Below are 20,570 nucleotides of genomic sequence, written 5' to 3'. Positions count from 1 at the left end.
GATGCCGCGCCAACCGGTGCCGCGCGATACCGGCGACTCGATCGGCCTCGGCCAACACCCAAACCCCATCCCACCTGCGTGGAAGAGGTATTCGGCAAGGGCAACGTCATCGGGCGGGCGCGCTGCTCCACAGTCTGAGCAGGACCCGCTCCGGCTGTTCACCGCCGGCCAGCATGCGGGCCGTGCGCGACCAGGTTTCCGGTGGCAGGCCGTAGCCGGTGACCAGGCCGTAGAGGGTGGGTCCGAAGCCGGGCAGCATCAGCAGCTCGCCCAGTAGGCGGGCCTCGGCCGGCGCCGCCTCGGTGGCGAGGACCAGGTCCAGCGCGTCGGAACCGAACCGCTCGACCAGCGCGAGCCCGTCCTCCCCCGCCGCCAGCAGCCAGGGGGTGAGCACTCCGGCGCGGGCCCCGTGCTTCGCGCGCTGCTCCACCAGCAGCCGCAGTACGCGCGGTCCGGAACCGCCGGCGAGCAGGGGCAGCCAGCGTGGGCCCCAGACCGACACCTCCTCGGCGCTGCCCGGCAGGCGCTGCTCGACGACGGCCGCGGTGACCGCGACCCGCGGGCCGAACCGGGCACCGACCTGCAGCACGGACTCCAGGGAGCGGGCCGCCAGCTCGCTGGTGAGCGGTGCCAGTTCGGCGAGCATGCGGCGCTGTTCGGGGCTGAGGCGGTGCCGCTCGGCGAACTGCTGCGCCACCACGCCCAGTCCGTCGCGCAGCAGGGTGCGCAGCGCCTGTGCGGGGTCGGCGGCGGACAGGATCAGCGGCAGTTCGCGGCGCGCGCGGGGATCGAGGGTGGCCTCGCGCTCGGCGGCGTAGAGCCGCAGCAGGGCGGTGCGCTGGTCGGGGCTGCTCAGGGTGGCCAGCAGGGGCAGCAGGACCGGGTCGGCGGCCAGTGCGTCGGCCGTCTCCGGAACCGCTCCCGGGCCCATGACGGCGGCGGCGACCCGCTGCTCCAGCCGGGGCCCGTACACGGCCCAGGTACGGATCTTGCCGGGGCGGGAGATGACGTTGCCGAGGACCCAGTCCAGTTCCTCACCGCGCCCCAGCTGCCAGCGCGACCAGGCGACCGCGGCCGCCGTGTCCAGCGGCTCGGTCTGCTCGGCGCGTTCGAAGCCGCGTTCCTGGAAGGCGGTGAGGACCTCGTCCGCCGTACGGCCGATCCCGTCGGCGTACCCCTTGATCCGGCTCATGGACAGCTGGTCCAGCCCGAGTTCCAGGGCGTGCCGCAAGCCTTCGGTGCCGTACTCCGCGAGGGCCGCCCGGGTGTCGGGGAAGCTCGCGACGATCTCGGCGATGTCCAGGGCGCCCTGTTCGGCCAGCCAGCGGGCGGCGAGGGCCGGGTGGGTACAGACGACCGGCCAGTCGGCGGGAGCCGTGCCGAGCAGGGCGCGCACCGTGTCGTGCCCGGAGACATCCGCGTCGGCTGCGATCTGCGACAGCACGCGGGCGTCCACCGCCCCGGTGACGTCTTGCTCCACGACCTGCACCCAGCCCAGACCGAGCACGCCCAAGTGCTGTGGCTGGCGCAGCCCTTCGAGGAGTCGCCGCCACATCTGCGGGGTGTACCGGGCCAGGAGGTCCAGGTCGTCGCCCTGGAGGTGGGGCCTCAGCAGGTCGAGGAGTTTCGGGTCCTCCAGACGGCCGGCGAGGAACTGGAGGCTCGGGGCGGGGATCTGGGAGAGCAGCGAGACCAGAGTGTCGTCCATCTGGGTGACAGCGGCCGCCATCCGCTCCGGCTCCACCTCGGGTACGGCCGTGCACAGCCGCCCGTACAGGCCGACGCGGCGGATGCCGGGGCGCTGCCGCAGCGCGTCGTCCATCGGCAGCGCGTCAGGACCGACCGGTCGGCGAGCGTCGAAGACGTCGGCGAGCCGGCCCGCCACGGGCAGCAGACGGCGCGCGGCCTCCCCGTACAGGTCCTCCTCTGCGGGACCGAGCAGCGCCGACATCAGGCAGTCCCGGAACCCGGACCGGGGCACGCCCGACAGGGCCGTCACCAGTCGACGCATTCCGGCGTCGTCGAGCTGGCGGTTGCGTTTGCGCAGGCCGGGCGCGTTCTGCCGGGCCCGGACCGCCACCAGTAGCTCGGTGTTGGTGCCGAAGCAGTCGGCCATCCGGTCCAGCAGCATGCCGCGCTCACGCGGGCGCATGCGGTCGGCGCCGCCGAGTTTGAGGGTCCAGCCCGCGGCGAAGGTACGCCGGCGGATCGCCTGGCCGGTGCTGCGCCGGCGTGCGACCGGAACACTCGGGTCCTGGAGGAGTTCCTCTGTGTACTGCTCCAGGGCCGGGTCCGTGAGGTACGGCAGCTGGTCGGCGCGCATGCCGGCGATCTTCGACGCGGTCAGCGAGAGGTCCTCGGGGTCGACCTGCTCGACGCTCCGGGCGCTCTCCCGCTGGACACGGCGCAGGTCGGCGGCGCCGATCCGGCCGGCGATCACCACGCGGGCGTGCGCCGCGGCCGACGCCACCAGGCAGACCCGGTTCATCAGCTCGTCCGGCCGCACCAGCACCCAGCCCGCGCCGGATAGCAGCGTCGCGACGCGTGTGTTGAGCCGTCGGTCGTCGAAGGCGGCCAGGGCGATCACCTTCGGGCCGTGGTCGTGCAGCAGGGCCAGACGCAGCGCCTCGGGGTTGATCTCCCGGCGGGAGCCGCCGCTGTACTGCGCCACGTCGTCGTAGACGAGCAGGGCCCGCGCCTCGCTGATGTCGGCTTCGGCGTGGGCCTGTTCCTCCTCGTGGGCCTCCCGGGCGAGGGTGTCGGCGAGCCGACCGGGCCGCAGCGCCGGGACGCGGCGGAAGCCGGCCGCCCGCAGATAGGCGCCGAGGTCGGCCGGGCCGTCCACCGAACCCCAGGCGCCGGGCGGCAGTCCGCAGGCCATCCAGCCCGCGAGCCGCGTCAGCGCGCGGACCTGGACCTCCCGCCACCGGGCGAACGCCTCCTTCCCGGTGCCCGCGGTCGGCAGGTCGCTGCCGAGCAGTAGCGCGGTCGGCAGCGACATCCCCTGGGCACCGGGCATCCGGCCCTCCGAGGGGATGTAGCCGTGCCGGCCGATGCCCGCCATCATCATCGAGCCGGAGTTCACCACGAGGTGGTCGGGCGACAGCTCGATCGGGACGAATCCGGCGCGCGCCATGTCGTCCAGAGCGCGCCCGAGCGGAACCAGGGTCCGTAGCGCCTCAGCCGGTGTCCAGCGGTGCCCGGCGGTCAGCATGGCGTCGAGGTCGTCGCGTTCGCGCAGGGCGCGCAGCGGCACGGAGGAGGCGCCGGGGGCCCAGGCCGTGATCAGCGCGGGCGGCAGACCGGGGTGGTCGACCAGGTCGAGGAGGGCGGGCGTGACGGGGTTGCCGGCGGCGAGCAGTGCGGCCGCCTGACCGCGTTGCCTGCGGTTGGGGAAGACGCGCAGGGCGCCGTAGACGTCCTCGTCCTCGTCCTTGACCATGCGGGTGGCCCGGATCTCGGCGGCGGCCGCCGAGCGCAGGTGTCCGGGGCGCAGCTGCACGGTGTGCGGCTCCCAGAAGCGCCCGGAACGGCCGGGGATACGGGTGAGGAGCCTGCCGTGCGTGGCGTTGGCGGTGGTCATCAGGACCGGCCTCCCAGCGTGCGGAGCGCGGACTGCAGGACGGTGGCGCTGCGCGCGCGGGCGAGGTCGATACGGACCCGGTCGACGGTGGCCAGCCGGAACTTGCGCGCCGACAGACAGGTGGCCAGGGCGTTGGTGAGCACCGGTCCGTAGCCGAGGGAGGTGAGGTATTTCCGGCCCTGGGCGCTCGCCTCGCGGTCCTCCGCGTACAGCTGGCGGTACTGATGCGCATCGAGCCGTTTCAGCGCGGCCGCGTGCGCGAGGGTGGCGCCGAGCATGTAAATGTCGAACCGCACGTGTGCCTCGCGCAGCTCGCCAGCCTCGTCGGAGCCTTCCTGGCCGGGAGGCGCGTACGCCTGGGTGGTGGTGGAGATGTGGTCGCCGACCTGTACGGCGGCGTCGTAGTCGATCAGCACATAGCGGGCCGGCGGGCCGAGGACGAGGATGTTCTCCGGCTTAATGTCGGCATGGATCCAGCCCTTGGACGAGGTCCTGTCGCTGTGCCGTTCGCGGTGCAGGGCGGCGAGGGTGTTGCACAACTGCTCGGCCAGATCCAGGAGTTCGTCCTCGGTGAACCGGCGCTGTTCCTCGGCCCTGGCCTCGATGTCCTTTTGCAGGTTGCGCGAGGCGCCGCCCCGCTGGCCGATGAACTGCTGCACCAGGAAGCTCTCGGGCGGGACCGGATCCGGATGCCGGCCGGCGGCCGTCAGGGACGGGGAGGGCTGTGACTCCACGCTGATGACGACCGGGCACTGCTGGGTGAGCTGGGTGGCCTGGCGGACGGCCTTCAGCCCCTGCCGGCGTTGGGCCTGCTGGACGGACAGGGCGTTCTGGACCAGGCGGGGGTCGTCCAGGGCCGTCTCCGACCACCACATGCCCTTGATCACGACCTCGCCGCCGGACCAGCGGTCCTCGGCGAGCACGATGTATCCCTGCCCCGCCGTGGCGAGCAGGTCGCGCGTGACGAACCTGCCGTCCGCCCCGAAGTCGGCGGGGATCCAGGCCCTGCGCGGCGAGCCGTGCTCGTCGCCGGTTTCGGCCTGGATCCAGCCCGGTGTGAACCCGCTCACTGCTCCCCCCCGAAACCGATGCGCAGTCGGACCGTGCCCGGCCCGAGGTGCACTTCGTCGCCGTCCTCCAAGGCGTACGGCAGTGCGGTGGCGAGCCGGCCGGACTGGGGCCGACCCGCGAAGTCCAGCTCCGGGTTGAGGAACGAGGCGTTCTGGTCCTGGTCCGGGACGTGCTCGACCAGTGGCTTCGCGTCGTCGTCCAGAAAGATCCGCACATGGGTGCGGGATATCTCGTCGGCCTGGTCCCGGCCGAGACCCTCGGTGACGTCGGTGACGCCGGCGCGGCTGCGCGTGGCCCGGCCCAGGGTCAGGCCGTCGGACGGCACGGTGATCGTGCGCCGGACCGAGTAGCCGTGCTGGACCGTCACCTGGACGGGCCCGCCGTCGAGGTCGTCGAGCAGGGGCGGTTCGGCGATGATCTCGACCGCCTCGTAGCCGCAGGAGAGGCAGTACCAGCGGGTGCCGTCCTTGTTGACCTGCCGGGGCAGCAGCACCTCGCCGCCGCGCAGACAGCCGCCCGGCCCGGAGGAGCAGCGAAACCGCTCCTCGGCGTCCTGGCGCAGCAGGCCCGCCTTGGTCAGCTTCTTCTGCCGGTCGCGCTCTATCTCCTCGTCGCTGGCCACGCCGAGCTGGCGGGGGCTGAACATGATCTGCCCGCGCATCCTGCGCACGCTCCACACGCGCGACCCGTTGCCCTGGAGCCAGGCGTACTCGCGGCGCGCGTAGCGGAAGTTGTCGCTGGAGACGATGGCGGCGTCGAACTGGTCGGCCAGCGCGAGGATCCGGTCGTCGGCGTCGCCCTGGTGGACCTCCAGCCAGTGTTCGTGTTCGGCCAGTTCGACGAGGTGCTGGTCGTCGAGGACGGGCCGGACGCTGGCGTCGAGGACGGCCACGGCAGTGGTACCGGGGTTGTGGCGCATCCATGCCTCCCGTACGTCGACGACCCGCGAGAACGGCCAGGGCCTCTTTCTGGTCGCGGCGACGTTGGAGGCGTCGATGATCACGCCGGGAGCGCTCATGCCGGACCCTGCCCGGGCGCCGGGGGCCGGGTGGGCGCGTCCGCACCGTCGCCGTACGATCCGCCGGAGGCCTCGCCGTGCGAGTCGCCGCCGTACGGATCGCCGTACGGGTCACCTCCGGACCCGCCGCCGTGGGCGCCGTCACGGTAGACGCCGTCGCGGTACGAAGCGCCGCCGTAGGAACTCCCGGCGTACGGGCTGTCGGCTGCCGCGCCCCCGCACGCACCCGCGTCGTCGTCATCGTCGTCGTCCAGGCTGCGTCGCCGGCGGCGGGCCCGGATCTCGTCAGGCATCTCCACCGGGATGTCCTGGAACCAGTCCCGCTTGTTCCTGGTGGAACTGCGGCTGGACGTCGCACGCGACTCGTTGAGCACGTCCTTCGTCTGCAGACCCTCCCGCAGACCGCCGCTCGCCTGCTGGTAGGCGGTCGCGAGATCGGGGGCCTGGATGCGGCGGGCGCGTTCCACGCCCTCTTCGAAGATCCGCTGCCTCTCACCGTCCGAACCGGCCGCGGCGGCACGGTCGTTGATCTCCCGGTCCAGATCGGCGGCCGCGACCGCGCGCGCGTACTCGGGCCGGATGTTCGGCGCCAACGGGTTGTTCACCGTCCGCAGTTCGAACCTACCCGGGGTCAACTCCCGCGCCTCGGACCCCGATCCGATCCGTCCGGTCGCCTTGAGCACGGGGACCGATCCCGCGCTGACCCGCCCGGGCGCCCGGAGTTTCAGCGCGTAGAGCGGCTGTCCGTCGTATCCCTCGGCGATGGCCCCCAGGGTGAGGCGGACCTCGCTGGGGCGGCGTCCGCCACCGTCGGCCAGGACGCCGTCGAGCCGGCGGCGGGTCGGGTCGATCTGGTAGACGCCCAGCACCTGGAAGTACGGGTTGATCTCCAGCGACAGTTCGCCGCTGCCCACCACCACGTCTCTGCCGTGCGCCGCGAGGCGCGCCGCGATCTGCTTCATCTCGTCGGCGGCGTTGGTCCGCGAGGCAACGTGATCGGCCCTCCCCGTCGTCGTGAGCCCCGCCAGGAGTTCGTAGTCGGCGCCCGCGCCGATTCCGATGACGTCGGTGTGCAGTTCCCGGTCGGCGGCATCTCGGGCGATCGCGGCCAGTCGCCCCGGATCGGTCTCGCCGAAGTTGGGCAACCCGTCGCTGAGCAGCACGACCCGGCGGGAGCCCGCCCGATGCTGTTCCAGTCGTTCGTACGCGCGGTGGAGGGCGCCGTCGATGTTGGTCCAGCCGCGCTCGTTCTCGGGGTTGTCGTCCCAGCTGCCCTTGCGCAGCAGCTCCCCCGCGGTGCCGGAAAAGCGCAGTCCGGAGTTCTGCGCGAAGGTGATCACGTCGACACGGGCGCCGTGCGGCAGCGCGGCCGCCAGTTCGCGGACGCCGGAATGTGCCACGTCCTTGCGGCTGAGGTCGTCCGGGTCGCTCTCGTCGGCGAACTCCTCGGACTTGGAGTCGGCCCTGATCGCCATCGACCAGCTGTCGTCCACGGCGAGGACGTAGGCGACGCCGTCGCTGACCCGCGAGGTGCGGCGCAGCACGGGCGGCGCTATCGACACCACGAACTCCTCGCCGATGTGCGCCTCGTGGCGGTCGGCCGCGATCTTGATGTCCTCGGTCATACGTGTTTCGCCTCTCCGATCGCACACACCAGTGCCGTGGCGTTGTCCCAGCCGCCCAGAGCCTCCGCCCGCTGGACGAGAGCGGCGGCGAGCGCGGGGGCGGGCGGGCGCCCCGACGCGTCGACTTGCGTGGCCAGTTCGGCGAGCACCGCTCCGAACCAGCGCTCCCGTTCCGATTCCGTGGCCCCGTCCGAGGCGAGCAGGAGGAGGTCGCCCGGGGCCAACTCGACGATGCTGTGGGCCCATCGGCCCAGGCCACCGCCCCCGCCGAGGAAGTTGACCAGCGAGGACTCCTCGCCCTCGGCGTCCGGGCTGCCCCGCAGCAGCTCGGCGTAGCCGGTGTGGGCCGGAGTCAGTTTCCAGGCGGCGTACGGCAGTTCGCGGCCCCGGGCCGGTCCGTGCGGCTCGTCGCGCGGCGGGGTGCGCAGCGGTCGTACGAGCCAGGCCTCCGAGTCGCCGACGGACACCACCGACGCCGCACCGTCCGGGCGCACGGTCGCCAGGACGGCCGTGGCGCTGCCCTCGGTGGCACGGCCGACGGCCGCGTCGAGTTCGGCGACCAGCTCCCGCGGCGACAGGTCCTCCTCCCTCGCCCAGCGGCGCGTGGCCTGCTCCAGCGCGGCCCGGGAAGCCCTGGCGCCGGAGCCGTCGCCGTCTCCCGTCACGCCGTCGAAGACGGCACAGCGCACGGTGCCGGACGGGCCGCGCAGGGCGCCGGCCGCGTCCTCGTTGTCGGTGGCCGGGTCGCCCTTGGCCTTGCGGGAGCCCACCGCGCTCTCCTGGTAGCAGGTCGCCGAGACGTGGCCCGCCGCGCGGCGTCCGAGGGCCTCGTGCAGCGGCGCCATGCCGACGGCCAGCCCCTGGCGCAGGTCGTGGCCGAGCAGTCGGCGGCAGAGGGCGTCCAGGCCGGGCGGGAAGGTGCCCGCGAACACGTCGAGCAGGTTCAGGGCGTCCCGCAGGTCGAGGCAGGGCCGGTCGGCGACCGCGTCCACCAGTGCCTGCACGAGGGCGCGCCGGTCCCGCGACTGCGGTGCTCCGTCGCGCCGGTCGCGCAGCTCGATGCCGCCGTCGAGGTCGTAGCGCGGCAACGCGGCCACTTGCCAGCCCTCGTACACGTCGTGCCGTACAGACTCGGTGACCAGGCAGCCGGGTCCGACCCGGGCCAGGGCGGCGTCCACCGTCGGCCACAACGAGGGCAGTTCGTCGAGGAGGTCGGCACGGTCGAGGCTGTCGTGCTCGACGATGCCGTCCCGCAGGGTCGGCGCCAGTTCCTGGTTCCAGCGCACGGCGATCTCGGGGACGGCGACGGCCGTGAACTCGGGTGCGTCCCCGTCCGTGTCGGCTTCCTGGGCCGGTTCCGGCGGCAGGGGCGTCTCCACGGTGTCCTCGGGGTCCGAGGTGCTTGAGGTGCTTGAGGTCTCGGAGGTGCTTGAGGTCTCGGAGGTGCTTGAGGCCTCCGAGGTCTCGGAGGTGTCCTCGTCGGCCGGGGTTCCGCTCAGCGGTGACTCCATCGCGTCACGCCCCCTTGAGTACGAAGGTCAGGACGACCGCGAGCACGGCGAGCACGCCGACCAGCACGAGGCGTTGTGCGCCCGCGCTTTTCGCCCGGTTCAGCTCGCGGGTCATGCGGGTCCGCTCGGCCTCCGCCTGCCGGGTCCGGAGCTGCCATTGCTGCTCGGCCTGGTTGAACTGGTCACGGGCCGCGGCGATCTGCGCCTGCGCCTGCGCCTGGGCGGCGGACACGTGCTGGGCGGCCTCCTGCTGGGTGCGCCGCACCTCGCTTTGCGCCTGCTCCTCGCGGATCCGGGCATGCCGTTCGGCGAGCTCGGTCCGTTCCGCCAACTCCCTTTTCACCACGTTGAGTTCAGCCTCAGCCAGGTGCGCCGCGGCGGCGGCCTCCGCGCGCACCCGCTCGCGTTCCTCCGCCACCGCCCGGCTCAGCACGGCGTCCAGGTCGGGCCCCTGGCCGACCGGGAAGGGTGCCGCCCGGCGGGGCTCGGTGGCGGACGACGGCTCGAGGTCGGAGTAGAGCTCGGCGACGGACGTGGCGGCACCGACGGGCGGTTCGCCCAGCGACAGCGGTACCGGGCGCACGGTGAGCCTGGCGGGGTCGACCACCGTGACCGGGCGCCACCCGCTGAAGCCGTCGGGCTCGCCGTCGTACACGGCAGTGACGGGACAGCCCGAGCCGAGGACCGCGACGGGGCCGTCGACGTGGGCCCACAGGGTCTCGCCGACGGTCAGCAGGGACGCGACGACCTCCGGCGAGGGCGTCGGCACACCCGCCGGAGGGGAGGGCGGCGATGGTGCGCTCGCGGCGGAGGGGGCGTCGAAGCCCCAGCCGGGATTCGCGTCCACCGCGGGTGAGGGGGACGGGCCGGTCCCGGGTTCGGGTTCGTAGACTCCCCAGACGGGATCCGTGTCCACGGCGGCTGAGGGCGACCGGCCGGTCCCGGGTTCGGACTGGGGTTCGGGTTCCGGTTCGTAGAATCCCCACTCGTGGTCCGCGGCCGACGGAGACGACGGGGGCGGAGCCGACGGCGGACCGCCTCCGGACGACGGCGACTCGTCCACGAACGAACCCCACTCGGACACAAGCGCCCCCACGGTTCAAGTCCAGCTCGCCCACACCGGCGCATCCGTTTCCCCAACGGGTGTCCACGCGCTACGCGAATCGCCAATAATGGCCCCTCGTAAGGTAATTAACATCACATCAGCCCGCCGCGTGGTCAGTTTCGAGGAAACGGGGCAAACCTGTGGAGAAGCACCTGACGGCGGACTTCGAGGAGGCATACTTCCTCGTCGACCTGTCACCCGTCGTCCGCCGGAGGGACATCGGCGAACCCGGTCTGCGCTCGCTCCGCCGGCTGACCCTGGTCGTCGACGCCGCCGCGGAGCTGGCCCGCGACCCGGACGTCAAGCTGTTCCTGGTGGCCGACCGCAGTCTGCGCGGAGGCAGCCGCGACGAGTTCAACGATCCGGCGGACGTGCGCGTGCTGCGGGACTGGGTGCGACGGGGCCTCGTCGAAGAGCTGGAGGACGCCGACGGGCGCGTCCTGGAACTGTGCGAGATGACCGGCATCCCCGTCATCACCTACGACTACTACCGGGACGCCCGCGTGGAGTTCCCCTTCCTGCAGGGCAACACCGACGACTTCCTCCAGCCGGTCCCCGGTCCCGACGGCACGGTCCGACTCACGCCCCTGGACATGGGCGTGGCGAGCGACGCACAGATCTCCCGCAAGTCCGAGGAGACGGTCCTGAAGAAGCAGGGCCTGCTCGGGCCGCGGCGCGCCCCCCGCTCCGAGGTGGTCCGCCGCAACTGGCGCTGCCCGGACCGCCGATGCACGCTCTACGACATCCGCAAGGGATCGTCCGTGATGCTGCCCCGCATGCGCGGCGGCGTGCCGACCTGTGACCTGCACAGCCTCGCACTGGTCGACGACGGGCCCCGCACGGCCACGGCGCAGGTGAAGCTGATGCTCGACGGCGCCTGCTTGGCGCGCTTCACGCTGGAGGACGGCTCGACGGTACGGATCGGCCGCCGCCCGGGACCCGACGGCATCGCCCTGCACGGCCTGGTGCCCGACGAGCGTGCCGTCGGCATCAGCCGGGCGCACGTGGAACTCCGGGTCACGGGAGGTGTCCTACACGTCGAGGACCTGAGCAGTTACGGCACCCGCTGGCGGGCGACCGCCGGAAAGACGGGCCCCGGGCTGTGGCAGGACGTCGCCAAGGGTGCGCGGCGGGAGTTCCGCGGCGGTGACGAACTGGAACTGACCGAGGGGGTCGTGCTGGCCCGCAGCGGACGCCGCTTCCCCACGGAGCTGGCACAGGACTGGCAGCGGCGCACGCCGCCGCCGGAGGAGGCTTCGGGGGCGGTGACACGGATGTATTGAGGTGGCGTGGTCAGCCCCCCGAGTCGTCAACCCCCCGAGCTCGATCCCTGGCCGCTGCCCACCGCACCGCCGGACGTGCGGAGCAGGGCCCTCGCCTCGTCCTGCAGACGCCGGGTCACGGGGTGGCCGACGAGTCCGGTCCGAGCCAGCTCGTCGGCGAGGACCTCGAACCGCCTGGCGACGTCGGCGAATTGAGCCGAGGTGGGATGGCGCCCCCGCGTTCTGCGCCGAAGGGCCTCCGTCTCGATGGACAGGATCTGGTTCAGAGGCTCCGTGTGCGCCGGCATCGGGAGGGGAGACCGATCCAGCAGCCGCCGCAGACGTTCGCAGGCCTCGTCCACGTCTCCCCTCAGCCGGACGCCCCCTACCGGGGCGCTCCCCCCGGGCCCCAGGCTGTTGAGGGCGGGCCGAAAACACGGATGCACATGGAACTCGTCCTCCCCGGGGCCGGGCGGCGCGTGGATCCCGCCGGTGTGGACGACGTCGTCACCCCGCCACACGCCCAGGAAGCCCGCCCCGTACAGCACGTCGATCACTCCCTGCGGGGTCAGGCTGTCCGCGTAGGCGGGAAACTCCTCGTGCAGCGCCTCCCTGCGCGCCTCGAACCGGGTCTCGATCAGCTCCCGGGTGACGGCGTATCCGCTGTTCGCGAACAGCAGGAACAGCGACCGCAGGAAGGGATGGTTGACGAGGTACTCCTTGGCGAGGTCCTGCAGCTTCCAGCGGGAGAAGCGCTCGTACGCCGCGAGCACGTCCTCCTCCGTGATGGCGAGCCCGCCCCGCTCGTCGGCCACGCTCCGGCAGGCGTTGAGGAACTGGATCGCGTCCCTCGGGCGCGGCAGGGCGCGCGCGAAGAGGTACTCGGCGGTCGGCTCGCCCCGCACGCTCGGCGGGAACAGCTGCTCCCACAGCTGGTCGGCTGTGAGTTCGGCGCCGAGTGAGGCGCGGGCCCTGGCCAGCGCGATGTCCTTGAGTCCGTCGTGGGTCCAGGTGATGCGGATCTCGTCGCTGTGGAACTTGTCTCCGTCGCTGAAGTCGAGAGTGTCGTAGATGTCGGCGCGGATGAACAGGGCGCTCCGTACGGCCCGGCCGTAGCGGCCCGTCACATGCTTGGCGGCGAGCAGGAGCCCGGTGACCAGGGCGTGGCTGTCGGCGTCGACCGTCCACACCTGTTCGAGCTGGTCGACGAGGAAGAGCAGCGGGGGGTGCGCGGCCGCGCAGCCGAGGGCGGCGAAAGCGGCGGCCACCCCGTCCTCCAGCACCTCCAACTGGCGGCTGGCCCGTGCCCCTTCGGAGGCACCGTTCACGCCAAGGGCGGCCTCGACGCCGAACGCCTTCAGGGAGAGATTGGCCGACTGGAGCCCGCTCGCGCCGCGCCGGAGCCGGTCGTAGAGGCGTGCGTCGTCCAACTCGCCGTTCGCGCGCAAGAAGACGCGCAGGGCGCGGACCGCCGGTGGCGGGCGGCGGCCGTGTGCGGCGCGAGCGTGCAGGGTCAGATGGCGGGCCGCGTGGACGGCGAGGACGTACCGCCAGATCAGCGACTTGGCGGTGTCGGCGGTGACGCCCTGGAGTTCGAAGCGCCGGATCTCGTCTCCGGCGGTGTCGTCGGGGGTGATCAGGACACACGCACCCGGGTGGCCGTCCGGGGCGGCCAGTCGTCGGCAGATGGCACTCTTGCCCGCGCCCTTGCGGCCGATGATCAGGGACTTCCGCCCTGAGAGGACCTCCCGGTAGGCGTAGTTGGGCCGGAAGACGGCGCCGTTCAGCAGTCCGTCCACCAGATCGTTCTCGGCGTCGTCCCGCCCGAAGAACAACTGCCCGACCACACCGACGCCCTCGCCCACGGTCCCCCCCTGCCGCTCCCTCACCTGCCGTCCTCGCCCAGGGTAGAGGTGCGGACGGAGGCGGGAGGTCGTCGCAGAGAAAGTCGGTGGGACCGCGCCGGGCGGTGCCTCATCGGCAGAACGCGGCCGGGGTCGAGGTGTTGTCGGTGGACTACCAGGCGTTGACGGCCGCCGCTGTGGAGGCGGGCGGCGACGGACTGGGTGCCCGGCGGGCAGCGGTGGTGCTGGGCTGGGACAGCGCGTTGGCCTCCCGCGTCGAAGGAGCGCGGGCACGGCTGAAGCGGCTGGTGGAGCGGGGTTGGCTGGTGGAGGAGAAACCGGGCAGGTTCACGCTGCCCGCACCGGAACAGGTTTGTGGTGCTGAGCGGCCAGGCGGCGGCTCATGAGCATGGTCATCGACCACAGGATGACCGCTTCGCTGGTATCGGTGCGCCGCTCGTAGTCACGGACCAGACGCCGGCTGCGCACGAACCAGGCAGTTGGGTCGGCCGCGTGGCGAGGTGTCTGCCGTGGCAGGTCCTTTTCCTCGCGGCCTCCCGCCGAACCGGACTTGACGCTTTCGCTATCATCCGGATCTCCCGTGATTACGGCGTGAATGATCTGGCCGTTTGTGCCTCGTGGATGCGGTCGTGGCAGGTATCGCAGGCCACGACCGTTTTGCGGCGCCGGTCGAGCATGACGCGCGCCCAGTCGGACGGCGGCCATCCGGCATGAGCGAGATCGGCAAGAGCGCGGATGTGATGCACCGTGACATCACCAGTGCTCCCGCAGATCTCGCAGGTGTCCGCCAAGAGCCGCGTGACCAGCTCCTTGTGCGGATAGTTCACCCAGACATGCCGACGGTCCACTATCTTCGCCGACCGCTGTCGATAGAGGGGGATTCCTCCGAACCGTGCCACCAGCGGCTTCCTGTTCTTCCGCTCGATATGGGCCTCGAAACAGACTCGGGGACCCTGTTCCGTGTCGATTCTGGCCTTGTGTTTGGCGGCCATCTTCGGCACGGATGAACGGTGCTTTGCTGCAAGGGTCTTGAGCATGGACGTCTCCATGACCCAGCGCAGACGGTGCAGCCGGGAGACATCCCCGGCGAGCAGGTAGTACTGCACGATGCCCCGGTAAACGGCCCCGAACGTGGCAACGATCGCATGATCGCTGCTGTTGACGAGGGCCTTTCGCTTCGCGGGCTTTCCGCGGGCGAGATAGGGCACGCATTTGGCTTTGATCACGTCACGAGGGACACGGAGGGCGATCTGGCCGTTGACACGTCGGTAACGGCCGGTCTTCTTCGTGTCGTTGTGCTGGACCGTGATCTCATAGCCGAGGAACCTCGCTGCCCGGGTGCGGGCATGAGTGATCAGCGTCTTCTCCCGGGAGAGTTCCAGCTTGAGTTCATCACGCAGGAACACTGCCAGGCGTTGCTTGATCTGCTCGGCCTCGGCTCTTGGTCCGGTGAAACCAAGGAGGTGATCGTCCGCGTAGCGGGTGTAACGCAGCCTCCGGTAGCGCGGATCATTCGGATCCGCACTCGGCAGACTGGTCATCCGCCGGCGCACGGCACGAGCCAAGGGCCGGTCGCCGTGCTGGCGGACTGTCCGCAGCAGACTCTGTAACTCCAAATACGCCGGGTTACGGGCCCGACGCTCCCCTCGGGTGTACTCCGGAATCAGTGCTGTCTCTACGAACTCGTCCAACTTGTGCAGGTAGATATTGGACAGGACCGGGGAGGCCACTCCGCCCTGCGGTGCCCCGGAGAGCGTGGCTCCCCACTTCCAGTCCTCCAAGTACCCGGCTGTCAGCATGTTCCGTATCAGCCGCAGAAACCGCTGGTCGCGGATCCTTTCGCCGAGAATCGTCAGAAGGACCTGATGGTCCAGACTACCGAAGCAATCGGCGATATCGCCCTCGATGAACCAGGCTGTCCCGGTCCATGTGTGAGCCACCTCCCGCAATGCGGTATGGCAGCCACGCCGGGGGCGAAACCCGTGCGAGCGGTCGGAGAACGTCGGCTCGTAATACGCTTCCAACAGGAGGCGCACGACTTCACCGACGAGCTTGTCCGACCAGGTCGGTAGCCCCAGCGGACGCGTCTTCCCATTGCCTTTCGGAATATGGACGCGCCGGACCGGACGGAAGCGGTATCGCTCGTGACGCATCGCCTCAGTTATCCGGGCTATCTTCCGCTGTGACATGCCGTCCACGGTTTCCGGCGTGACCCCGGGCGTCATCGCGCCGTGGTTGGCGTAGATGCGTCCGTAGGCCAGCAGATACAACTGCGGGTTGAACAGCTGTCGATATAGTTCCGTGCACGGCAGGCCCCGCCTGCCGCGTTCACGCAGGACACCCAGCACCGTTGTGGCGCTCTGCATTTCGCATACCTCCCGGGTCTCGGGTGTCCGAACCACCTGGCCCCCTTCGCCCTGCGGACGGCTTTCCCGTCCTCCCTGGCCGGGCGTTGCTCCGACGACTACTACGGGGCCTCCGTCGCCATAGGACTCGCGTCCCGTAGGCGATCCCACGTTCGTCTCTGCTGTACGTCATAGCGCGACGTAGGCGTCCCACTCATCTCCTTGAATTCCCTCGCTGGGAATCGCTCCGCGCTCCGGAAGTTGCGTCAGTCAACACAATAGAAACTGTCGCAGAGTACGGCACCGGTTACAGCTGTCCTTCCAGTGGATGGGAACTTGCATCCGCTGGAGATTGGGCTTCAAACAGTTCAGTCTTCGCCATATCGCGCGGGCCACCCAGCGCACCGTCCCTGACAACTGGGCCCGGTCACTGGTTTCCTGACATGCTCTTGTCCCCTTCACCTTTTGGCTCCAGGTAAGTCATTGGCCCAGGAACCTCCTTCCGAGTTCCTCCCGGCTAAACCGGGAATACAAACAGAGCGCCTCGTGGCGCACAAAAACCTTTCCACGACCCAGCGGCGGGGCAGGACCTGAAAACTGGTGACGTCGTCACTGCGGCGGACGATGCCGAGAACGAGTCCGAGGTGCGCCGCGGTCCAGGCCTCAAGGTGGCCGGTGTAACCACTGTCGGCTCAGATGCGCGACAGCCGCCGCAAGCGGCTCTTCGCCGCCGTCAACAGGATCCGGGCGGCGTCCCGGTCGGTCGTGGAGGCCGGCGTGACCAGCACGGCCAGAAGGAGTCCGAGCGTGTCGGTGAGCACGTGCCGCTTGCGTCCGTTGATCTTCTTCCCGGCGTCGTACCCCCGGGAGGCGAGGGCAACGGTGGCGTCCGCCTTCACCGACTGTGAGTCCACCACCGGCGCACTCGGCCCCTCCTGGCGGCCCTCAGCATCGCGAACGGCTCCGCGCAGCCACTCATCCGTCCTGGTGGGGCTGGTGTACGGGTGGTGTCGAGCGCAGGCGCCTGGGCGGGTGCTCTGGGCACCTGGTGAGTGCCCCGGCAGGATGATCTATCGTGCTGCTGCGACTTGCCTATCGGGGTGTGGCGAGCGTGTTCGCCCTGCTGCGGCTGCTGCCGGTGAGCAACCAGGACAAGGACGCGGAGATCCTCGCGCTGCGTCATCAGATCACCGTGCTGGAGCGCCGGCTCGACCGAGATCGGGTGCGGTTCGCCCCGAGTGACCGGGTTTTCCTGGCCGCGCTACTGCACCGGCTCCCGCGCGGTGTGCTGCGCCGGGCACGGCTGCTGATGCGCCCGGACACTGGGCTGCACTGGCACCGCGACTTGGTCTCGCGCCGCCACGCGGTCCTTTCCCGGCCGGGGCGTGCGGGTCGGCCGCGTACCGTGCGCTCGATCCGCGTTCTCGTGCCGCCCCTGGCGCGGGGCATCCCGGCTGGGGCAACCGGCGCATCCACGGCGAGCTGCTGGTTGTGGGCGTGCAGGTGGCCGCCTCCACGGCGTGGGCGATCCTGAAAACGGTGGGGATCGACCCGGCACCCGGGCGGGGTTCCAGCACCTGGACGGACTTTCTGCACTCCCAGGCCGATGCCCTGCCGGCGTGCGTGTGACTTCTTCGAAGCGGTCACCCTGTCCGAGGCGCGGCTGTACGTGTTCGCGGTGATTGGGCACGCCGACCAGCGCATCCGCATTCCATACGGGCCTCAGATTTTCTCCGTCCGGCTCGGGAACCAAACCCCCTAACCGGCGATCAAGCCTCTACGGGAGGATTCGACACCCGAAAATAGACGTGATTCCGTTCAGATATCGACATGGACAGGAGCGACATGGACAGGAGCGACATGGACGGACCACCGACCCTCGATGACATCCGATCTTGGCCAGCAACCGTGAGCGTGAAGGAAGCGGCCACAGCTCTCGGTATCAGCAAATCTCAGCTATACGACCTCATCCGAACCAACGAGGCTCCGCTATCCACTATCAGGGTCGGAACCATACGCGTCATCACGTCATCACTGGTGAAGTTGCTGGACGGCTCCATCTAATCAACGTGCGGAACGCGAGGCTTGGTCACGGCTCCGTTCATCGCTGAGCTACGGGGAGGCAACTCAACTGCCCCTCCGGTGTCTCAGCCGCTCGCAACGGTGACGGCATCGGGCAACCACCACGGGTTGGTCATTCCGTAGTACTCGACCAGGGTTGCGCGTCCAGCCTCCGATCCCCAGGGGACCGTTACGACGGTCGACGCAGCCGCTCTCGTACGGGCTCAGGTATCCGTGGACGATTACCTGTTTCGGATGCCGTCCCCTAGAAAGTACGCCTCAGGCATGGCGTTTCCTGATGACTACTTACGGGTCCGCATGGCGGCCGTTCCGCGTCAGGGCCGTGAACCACCTGGAGAGCCCCTGAAGGGGCGTCACGCAGACAGGAACCCCAGCGGACAACGCCGGGGTTCTTTTGCGTCTCGGAGAGCCGCGCAGAGCCTCTGCGGCTACCGACCCGCTCACCGGCCATATCCGGTAGCGGGATACTCAGGGAGCCATTCTCGCAGATATCCGGTTGTCCACTCGATTTCGAGGGGGCACCCGTCCAGCGTGCTGCCGAGCGCAATTGCCGCGCACATGGCCCGTTCGCTCAAGATCCACTCGACTCGTGCGCTCGCGGCCCCCGGTCGCAGGGTAAGGGATGCCGAGAGCTCCAGAGCAGCCCGCATCACGTCACGCACGGCTCTTGAGAGAACAGCCCTTTCGGGGTGTTGCAGGAACCCCTCCACACTGATCCACTGGCCCTTTCGTCTCACTCATGTCTCTCACCAAATCGGCGGCGAGATGCAGACTTTGGGCCTCCGACCTGGTCTTCCATGCTCTCTGCGGACCCTACGTACTGGGGTAGTCGTGTTACACACCCCCTCGAAGGTCATGTCCCTGGGCAGGCGGCGTTCTTTGCGCAGTTCGAGAAAGCGGGCGTACAGCTGCGCCAGGGCCTGTGGCGCCAGCGGTACGGGGCAGGCGGCGGCGCAGTGGTGGTGAGCGGGGCGTACGGGGCTGAGCGTATGACGCATCAGGCACCCCCTTCAGGGGACGAACCCCTCTTTGCCGGACACGAAGGATCCAGAAAAATCAGACCTTGCGAAGGCCGTACGCTTTCTCATAGTTGGGGGTGGCCTCGCTGTCAATGTCCGTACGCCCCGCTCACGTCACGGCGGACCGGAACCGCGTCTGCCGTCAGCCCAGCTTCGTGGCGGCCCAGTTGGTCAACTCCGTGCGCGCTGCGCTCAGCAGTGCGGCGGACGGGGCTGTCGCGCCGTTGGTGACCAGGGCGTAGTGCAGGGTGCCCGAGTCCGGGGCGGTCAGCAGGAGGCGGCGGCTGCCCGTGCCGCCCGGTTCGCGCGCGACCGCGACCGGTGTGGTCCTGGTGTAGGCGGGTGGAGCGGCCGTCACGCCGAGGTCCGAGACCACCGTCGTGGAGGCGGTCGGGAAGGACGCCGGCAGATGCAGTTCGGTCGGCTCCGCGCTGCCGTCCGAGCGCCACACCTGGAGCGCGTACTGGCCGGAGCCGACCAGCTCGGCCACGCGCGGCAGCGAACTCGGGACGGGGTTCCAGGTCAGGGTGGTGGAGCCGTCCCGCGAACGGTCCTCGTAGGTGAAGGCGACGGTCCTGCCCGCCGTGGCGCTCGGATAGACACGGTCGAGGAGCCGGGCGTCCTGGCGCAGCACCGCTGTCCCGGAGTCGTCGAGCCGAACGGCGGAGAGGTCCTCGTCGTTCCAGGCGTCACCCGAGGTGAGCGCCTTGTCGGGGTTGCCGTTCATCAGCTCGTGGTGGCGGCCGTTGTAGATGTCCCACTGCCACTGCGAGCCGGACAGGACGGGCCCCGACTTGGTGGGACTGGTCCACCAGCCGGCGCCCGGCACACGGGAGTCGAGGGCCTGGTACATGGCTTTGAGGACGGTCGGCGCCTTGTCGGAGACGTTGCCCGCGAGCGGATGGCCGAACTCGCTGACGACCGCGGCGGTACCGGCGGCGGCGGCACGGTCACGCACGGTGCCGAAGTCGGTGGCGTACTGCCCGTCCTTCGCCTTGCCCCACATGAAGATGCCCGAGATCGCCTTCTGGTCGTAGAAGTGTGTGTTGAAGACATAGCGCGGACCGAGGGTGCCCGCGTCGAGGAGGCCGCCCTCCTGCTTCTGGAAGTCGATGTTGGCGTTCCAGAAGAGGTTCGGCTCCACGAAGGCGGGCTTGTCCTGCCAGCCTGCCGCGTCCATCCGCGCCCGGAACTTCACATAGAACGGCCAGAGCACGTCCTTCTCCCACGCCCGGCTCGTCTGACCCGAGTCGTAGACGCCCGCATGCGGCTCGTTGTACGGGTCGAAGCCGATGACACCCGCGAACTGGGCGTCGGTCAGGTGTTGTTCGACGTATGCCATGGTGGTCTGCGCGGTGGTGAGGAAGGCGTCCTGAAGCCCGTGGGCGTTGTGCCAGAAGTCGTACGTCGCCTCCGTGACGGCCGCGTTCGAGGTGATGTTCTGGCCCCAGAAGGGGCAGATGCCGCAGTACTCGTCCGGGTAGTCACCGGCGTCCACGGCCCACTTGGGGGCGCCGTCGCCCGTGTACCAGCTGTCGGAATCGAAGAGGTGGCGCGAGTAGAGGTCCTGGTGGAAGTCGGGGTAGATCCGGATCCCGGCGTCCAGGAAGGCACGCATCTGGTCGGTGGCAGCGGCCAGGTACGCCGTGTCCACCTTGCCGCGCACCGGTTCGGCGTACGCCCAGGAAAGCAGGAAGCGGACCGAGTTGCCGCCGCCGAGGGCACGCAGCGCGGTCGCCGACTTCCTGGCGTCGGCGACCGAGGCGAACGGCAGGCCGTGGTTCTCGTCGAGCTTCGTCTCGCCGGAGACGTTGTAACCGCGCAGCACGACCTCCCGGCCGAGACCGTCGGTGAAGCGGCCGTTCGAGACCGTGAGGGTCGCGGCGGCCGCCGGGTCGAACCACAGGTCATCGGGGAGGGCGGCGGCGGACTGGGCTCCTGTGGTCGTCAGGAGACCGATCAGGAGGATGAGGACGCCGAGCAGATGCACACGCAGCTTGGACATGTTCACAACAGTCCCGCGCGTGTCTTCAGCCCGTCAAGACTCCTGACTTGAGGGTAAGTCACCTTTCGCGCAGGGTTGT

Annotated in this window: 13 protein-coding genes and 1 pseudogene; 4 read left to right on the top strand and 10 right to left on the bottom strand. The window is 70.2% G+C overall.

Going from position 1 to position 20,570, the window contains the following annotated elements; genetic code table 11:
- Positions 1–106 precede the first annotated feature (106 nt).
- The 6 genes from AB0D14_RS21560 to AB0D14_RS21535 are packed head-to-tail and all read right to left on the bottom strand — an operon-like array spanning position 107 to position 9,655.
- Complete coding sequence (locus tag AB0D14_RS21560) at positions 107–3,583, bottom strand: hypothetical protein (RefSeq protein WP_362781327.1); 3,477 nt, start codon at positions 3,581–3,583, stop codon at positions 107–109.
- The gene (locus tag AB0D14_RS21555; protein WP_362781325.1) at positions 3,583–4,653 is read right to left on the bottom strand and encodes a hypothetical protein; all 1,071 of its coding nucleotides are present in this window, start codon (positions 4,651–4,653) and stop codon (positions 3,583–3,585) included. Before AB0D14_RS21555 ends, AB0D14_RS21560 begins: the two co-directional genes overlap by 1 nt.
- Positions 4,650–5,672, bottom strand: a complete 1,023-nt coding sequence (locus AB0D14_RS21550; protein WP_362781323.1) for a hypothetical protein — start codon at positions 5,670–5,672, stop codon at positions 4,650–4,652. The genes AB0D14_RS21555 and AB0D14_RS21550 overlap by 4 nt, the downstream gene beginning before the upstream one ends.
- On the bottom strand, positions 5,669–7,297 hold the full coding sequence (locus tag AB0D14_RS21545) for a vWA domain-containing protein (protein WP_362781322.1): 1,629 nt from the start codon (positions 7,295–7,297) through the stop codon (positions 5,669–5,671). The genes AB0D14_RS21550 and AB0D14_RS21545 overlap by 4 nt, the downstream gene beginning before the upstream one ends.
- Positions 7,294–8,808 (bottom strand): hypothetical protein, encoded by a 1,515-nt coding sequence (locus AB0D14_RS21540; protein WP_362781320.1) that lies wholly within the window; start codon positions 8,806–8,808, stop codon positions 7,294–7,296. The genes AB0D14_RS21545 and AB0D14_RS21540 overlap by 4 nt, the downstream gene beginning before the upstream one ends.
- A gap of 4 nt (positions 8,809–8,812) precedes the next feature.
- Entirely contained in the window at positions 8,813–9,655 is an 843-nt protein-coding gene (locus AB0D14_RS21535) for a hypothetical protein (protein WP_362781318.1), read from the bottom strand.
- Between the two features lie 398 nt (positions 9,656–10,053).
- Between AB0D14_RS21535 and AB0D14_RS21530 the strand changes: the two genes are divergently transcribed.
- Positions 10,054–11,196, top strand: coding sequence for an FHA domain-containing protein (locus AB0D14_RS21530; RefSeq protein WP_362781316.1), 1,143 nt, complete (start codon positions 10,054–10,056; stop codon positions 11,194–11,196).
- A 26-nt stretch (positions 11,197–11,222) separates the two neighbouring features.
- Here AB0D14_RS21530 and AB0D14_RS21525 read toward each other — a convergent pair whose 3' ends face one another.
- Entirely contained in the window at positions 11,223–13,064 is a 1,842-nt protein-coding gene (locus tag AB0D14_RS21525) for a helix-turn-helix domain-containing protein (protein WP_362781314.1), read from the bottom strand.
- Between the two features lie 47 nt (positions 13,065–13,111).
- Between AB0D14_RS21525 and AB0D14_RS21520 the strand changes: the two are divergent.
- Positions 13,112–13,426 (top strand): annotated as a pseudogene (locus tag AB0D14_RS21520) (hypothetical protein); the annotation flags it as partial.
- 198 nt (positions 13,427–13,624) lie between these two features.
- On the opposite strand, the gene AB0D14_RS21515 reads toward AB0D14_RS21520, so the two are convergent.
- On the bottom strand, positions 13,625–15,406 hold the full coding sequence (locus tag AB0D14_RS21515; RefSeq protein ID WP_362781312.1) for a reverse transcriptase domain-containing protein: 1,782 nt from the start codon (positions 15,404–15,406) through the stop codon (positions 13,625–13,627).
- Positions 15,407–16,077: 671 nt separating this feature from the next.
- Positions 16,078–16,302, bottom strand: coding sequence for a transposase (locus AB0D14_RS21510; protein WP_362781311.1), 225 nt, complete (start codon positions 16,300–16,302; stop codon positions 16,078–16,080).
- A 158-nt stretch (positions 16,303–16,460) separates the two neighbouring features.
- On the opposite strand from AB0D14_RS21510, the gene AB0D14_RS21505 reads away from it, so the two are divergent.
- Together AB0D14_RS21505 and AB0D14_RS21500 are read left to right on the top strand one after the other, a co-directional pair.
- Positions 16,461–16,919 carry a hypothetical protein gene (locus AB0D14_RS21505; RefSeq protein WP_362781309.1) on the top strand — a complete coding sequence of 153 codons (459 nt, stop codon included), beginning with the start codon at positions 16,461–16,463 and terminating at the stop codon, positions 16,917–16,919.
- Positions 16,920–17,215: 296 nt separating this feature from the next.
- Complete coding sequence (locus tag AB0D14_RS21500) at positions 17,216–17,449, top strand: helix-turn-helix domain-containing protein (protein WP_362781307.1); 234 nt, start codon at positions 17,216–17,218, stop codon at positions 17,447–17,449.
- 1,179 nt (positions 17,450–18,628) lie between these two features.
- Here AB0D14_RS21500 and AB0D14_RS21495 read toward each other — a convergent pair.
- Positions 18,629–20,491 (bottom strand): endoglycosylceramidase, encoded by a 1,863-nt coding sequence (locus AB0D14_RS21495; protein ID WP_362781305.1) that lies wholly within the window; start codon positions 20,489–20,491, stop codon positions 18,629–18,631.
- Positions 20,492–20,570 lie beyond the last annotated feature (79 nt).

Source organism: Streptomyces sp. NPDC048484 (assembly GCF_040651415.1).
Lineage (GTDB): Bacteria > Actinomycetota > Actinomycetes > Streptomycetales > Streptomycetaceae > Streptomyces.
Note: the sequence above shows the minus strand (reverse complement) of the source record. Positions and strands in the feature narration are given on the sequence as shown.

Coding starts and splice junctions, on each gene's coding strand:
- AB0D14_RS21515 (WP_362781312.1), bottom strand. CDS start 15,406: ATGCAGAGCGCCACAACGGTGCTGGGTGTCCTGCGTGAACGCGGCAGG.
- AB0D14_RS21500 (WP_362781307.1), top strand. CDS start 17,216: ATGGACAGGAGCGACATGGACAGGAGCGACATGGACGGACCACCGACC.
- AB0D14_RS21545 (WP_362781322.1), bottom strand. CDS start 7,297: ATGACCGAGGACATCAAGATCGCGGCCGACCGCCACGAGGCGCACATC.
- AB0D14_RS21550 (WP_362781323.1), bottom strand. CDS start 5,672: ATGAGCGCTCCCGGCGTGATCATCGACGCCTCCAACGTCGCCGCGACC.
- AB0D14_RS21560 (WP_362781327.1), bottom strand. CDS start 3,583: ATGACCACCGCCAACGCCACGCACGGCAGGCTCCTCACCCGTATCCCC.
- AB0D14_RS21540 (WP_362781320.1), bottom strand. CDS start 8,808: ATGGAGTCACCGCTGAGCGGAACCCCGGCCGACGAGGACACCTCCGAG.
- AB0D14_RS21495 (WP_362781305.1), bottom strand. CDS start 20,491: ATGTCCAAGCTGCGTGTGCATCTGCTCGGCGTCCTCATCCTCCTGATC.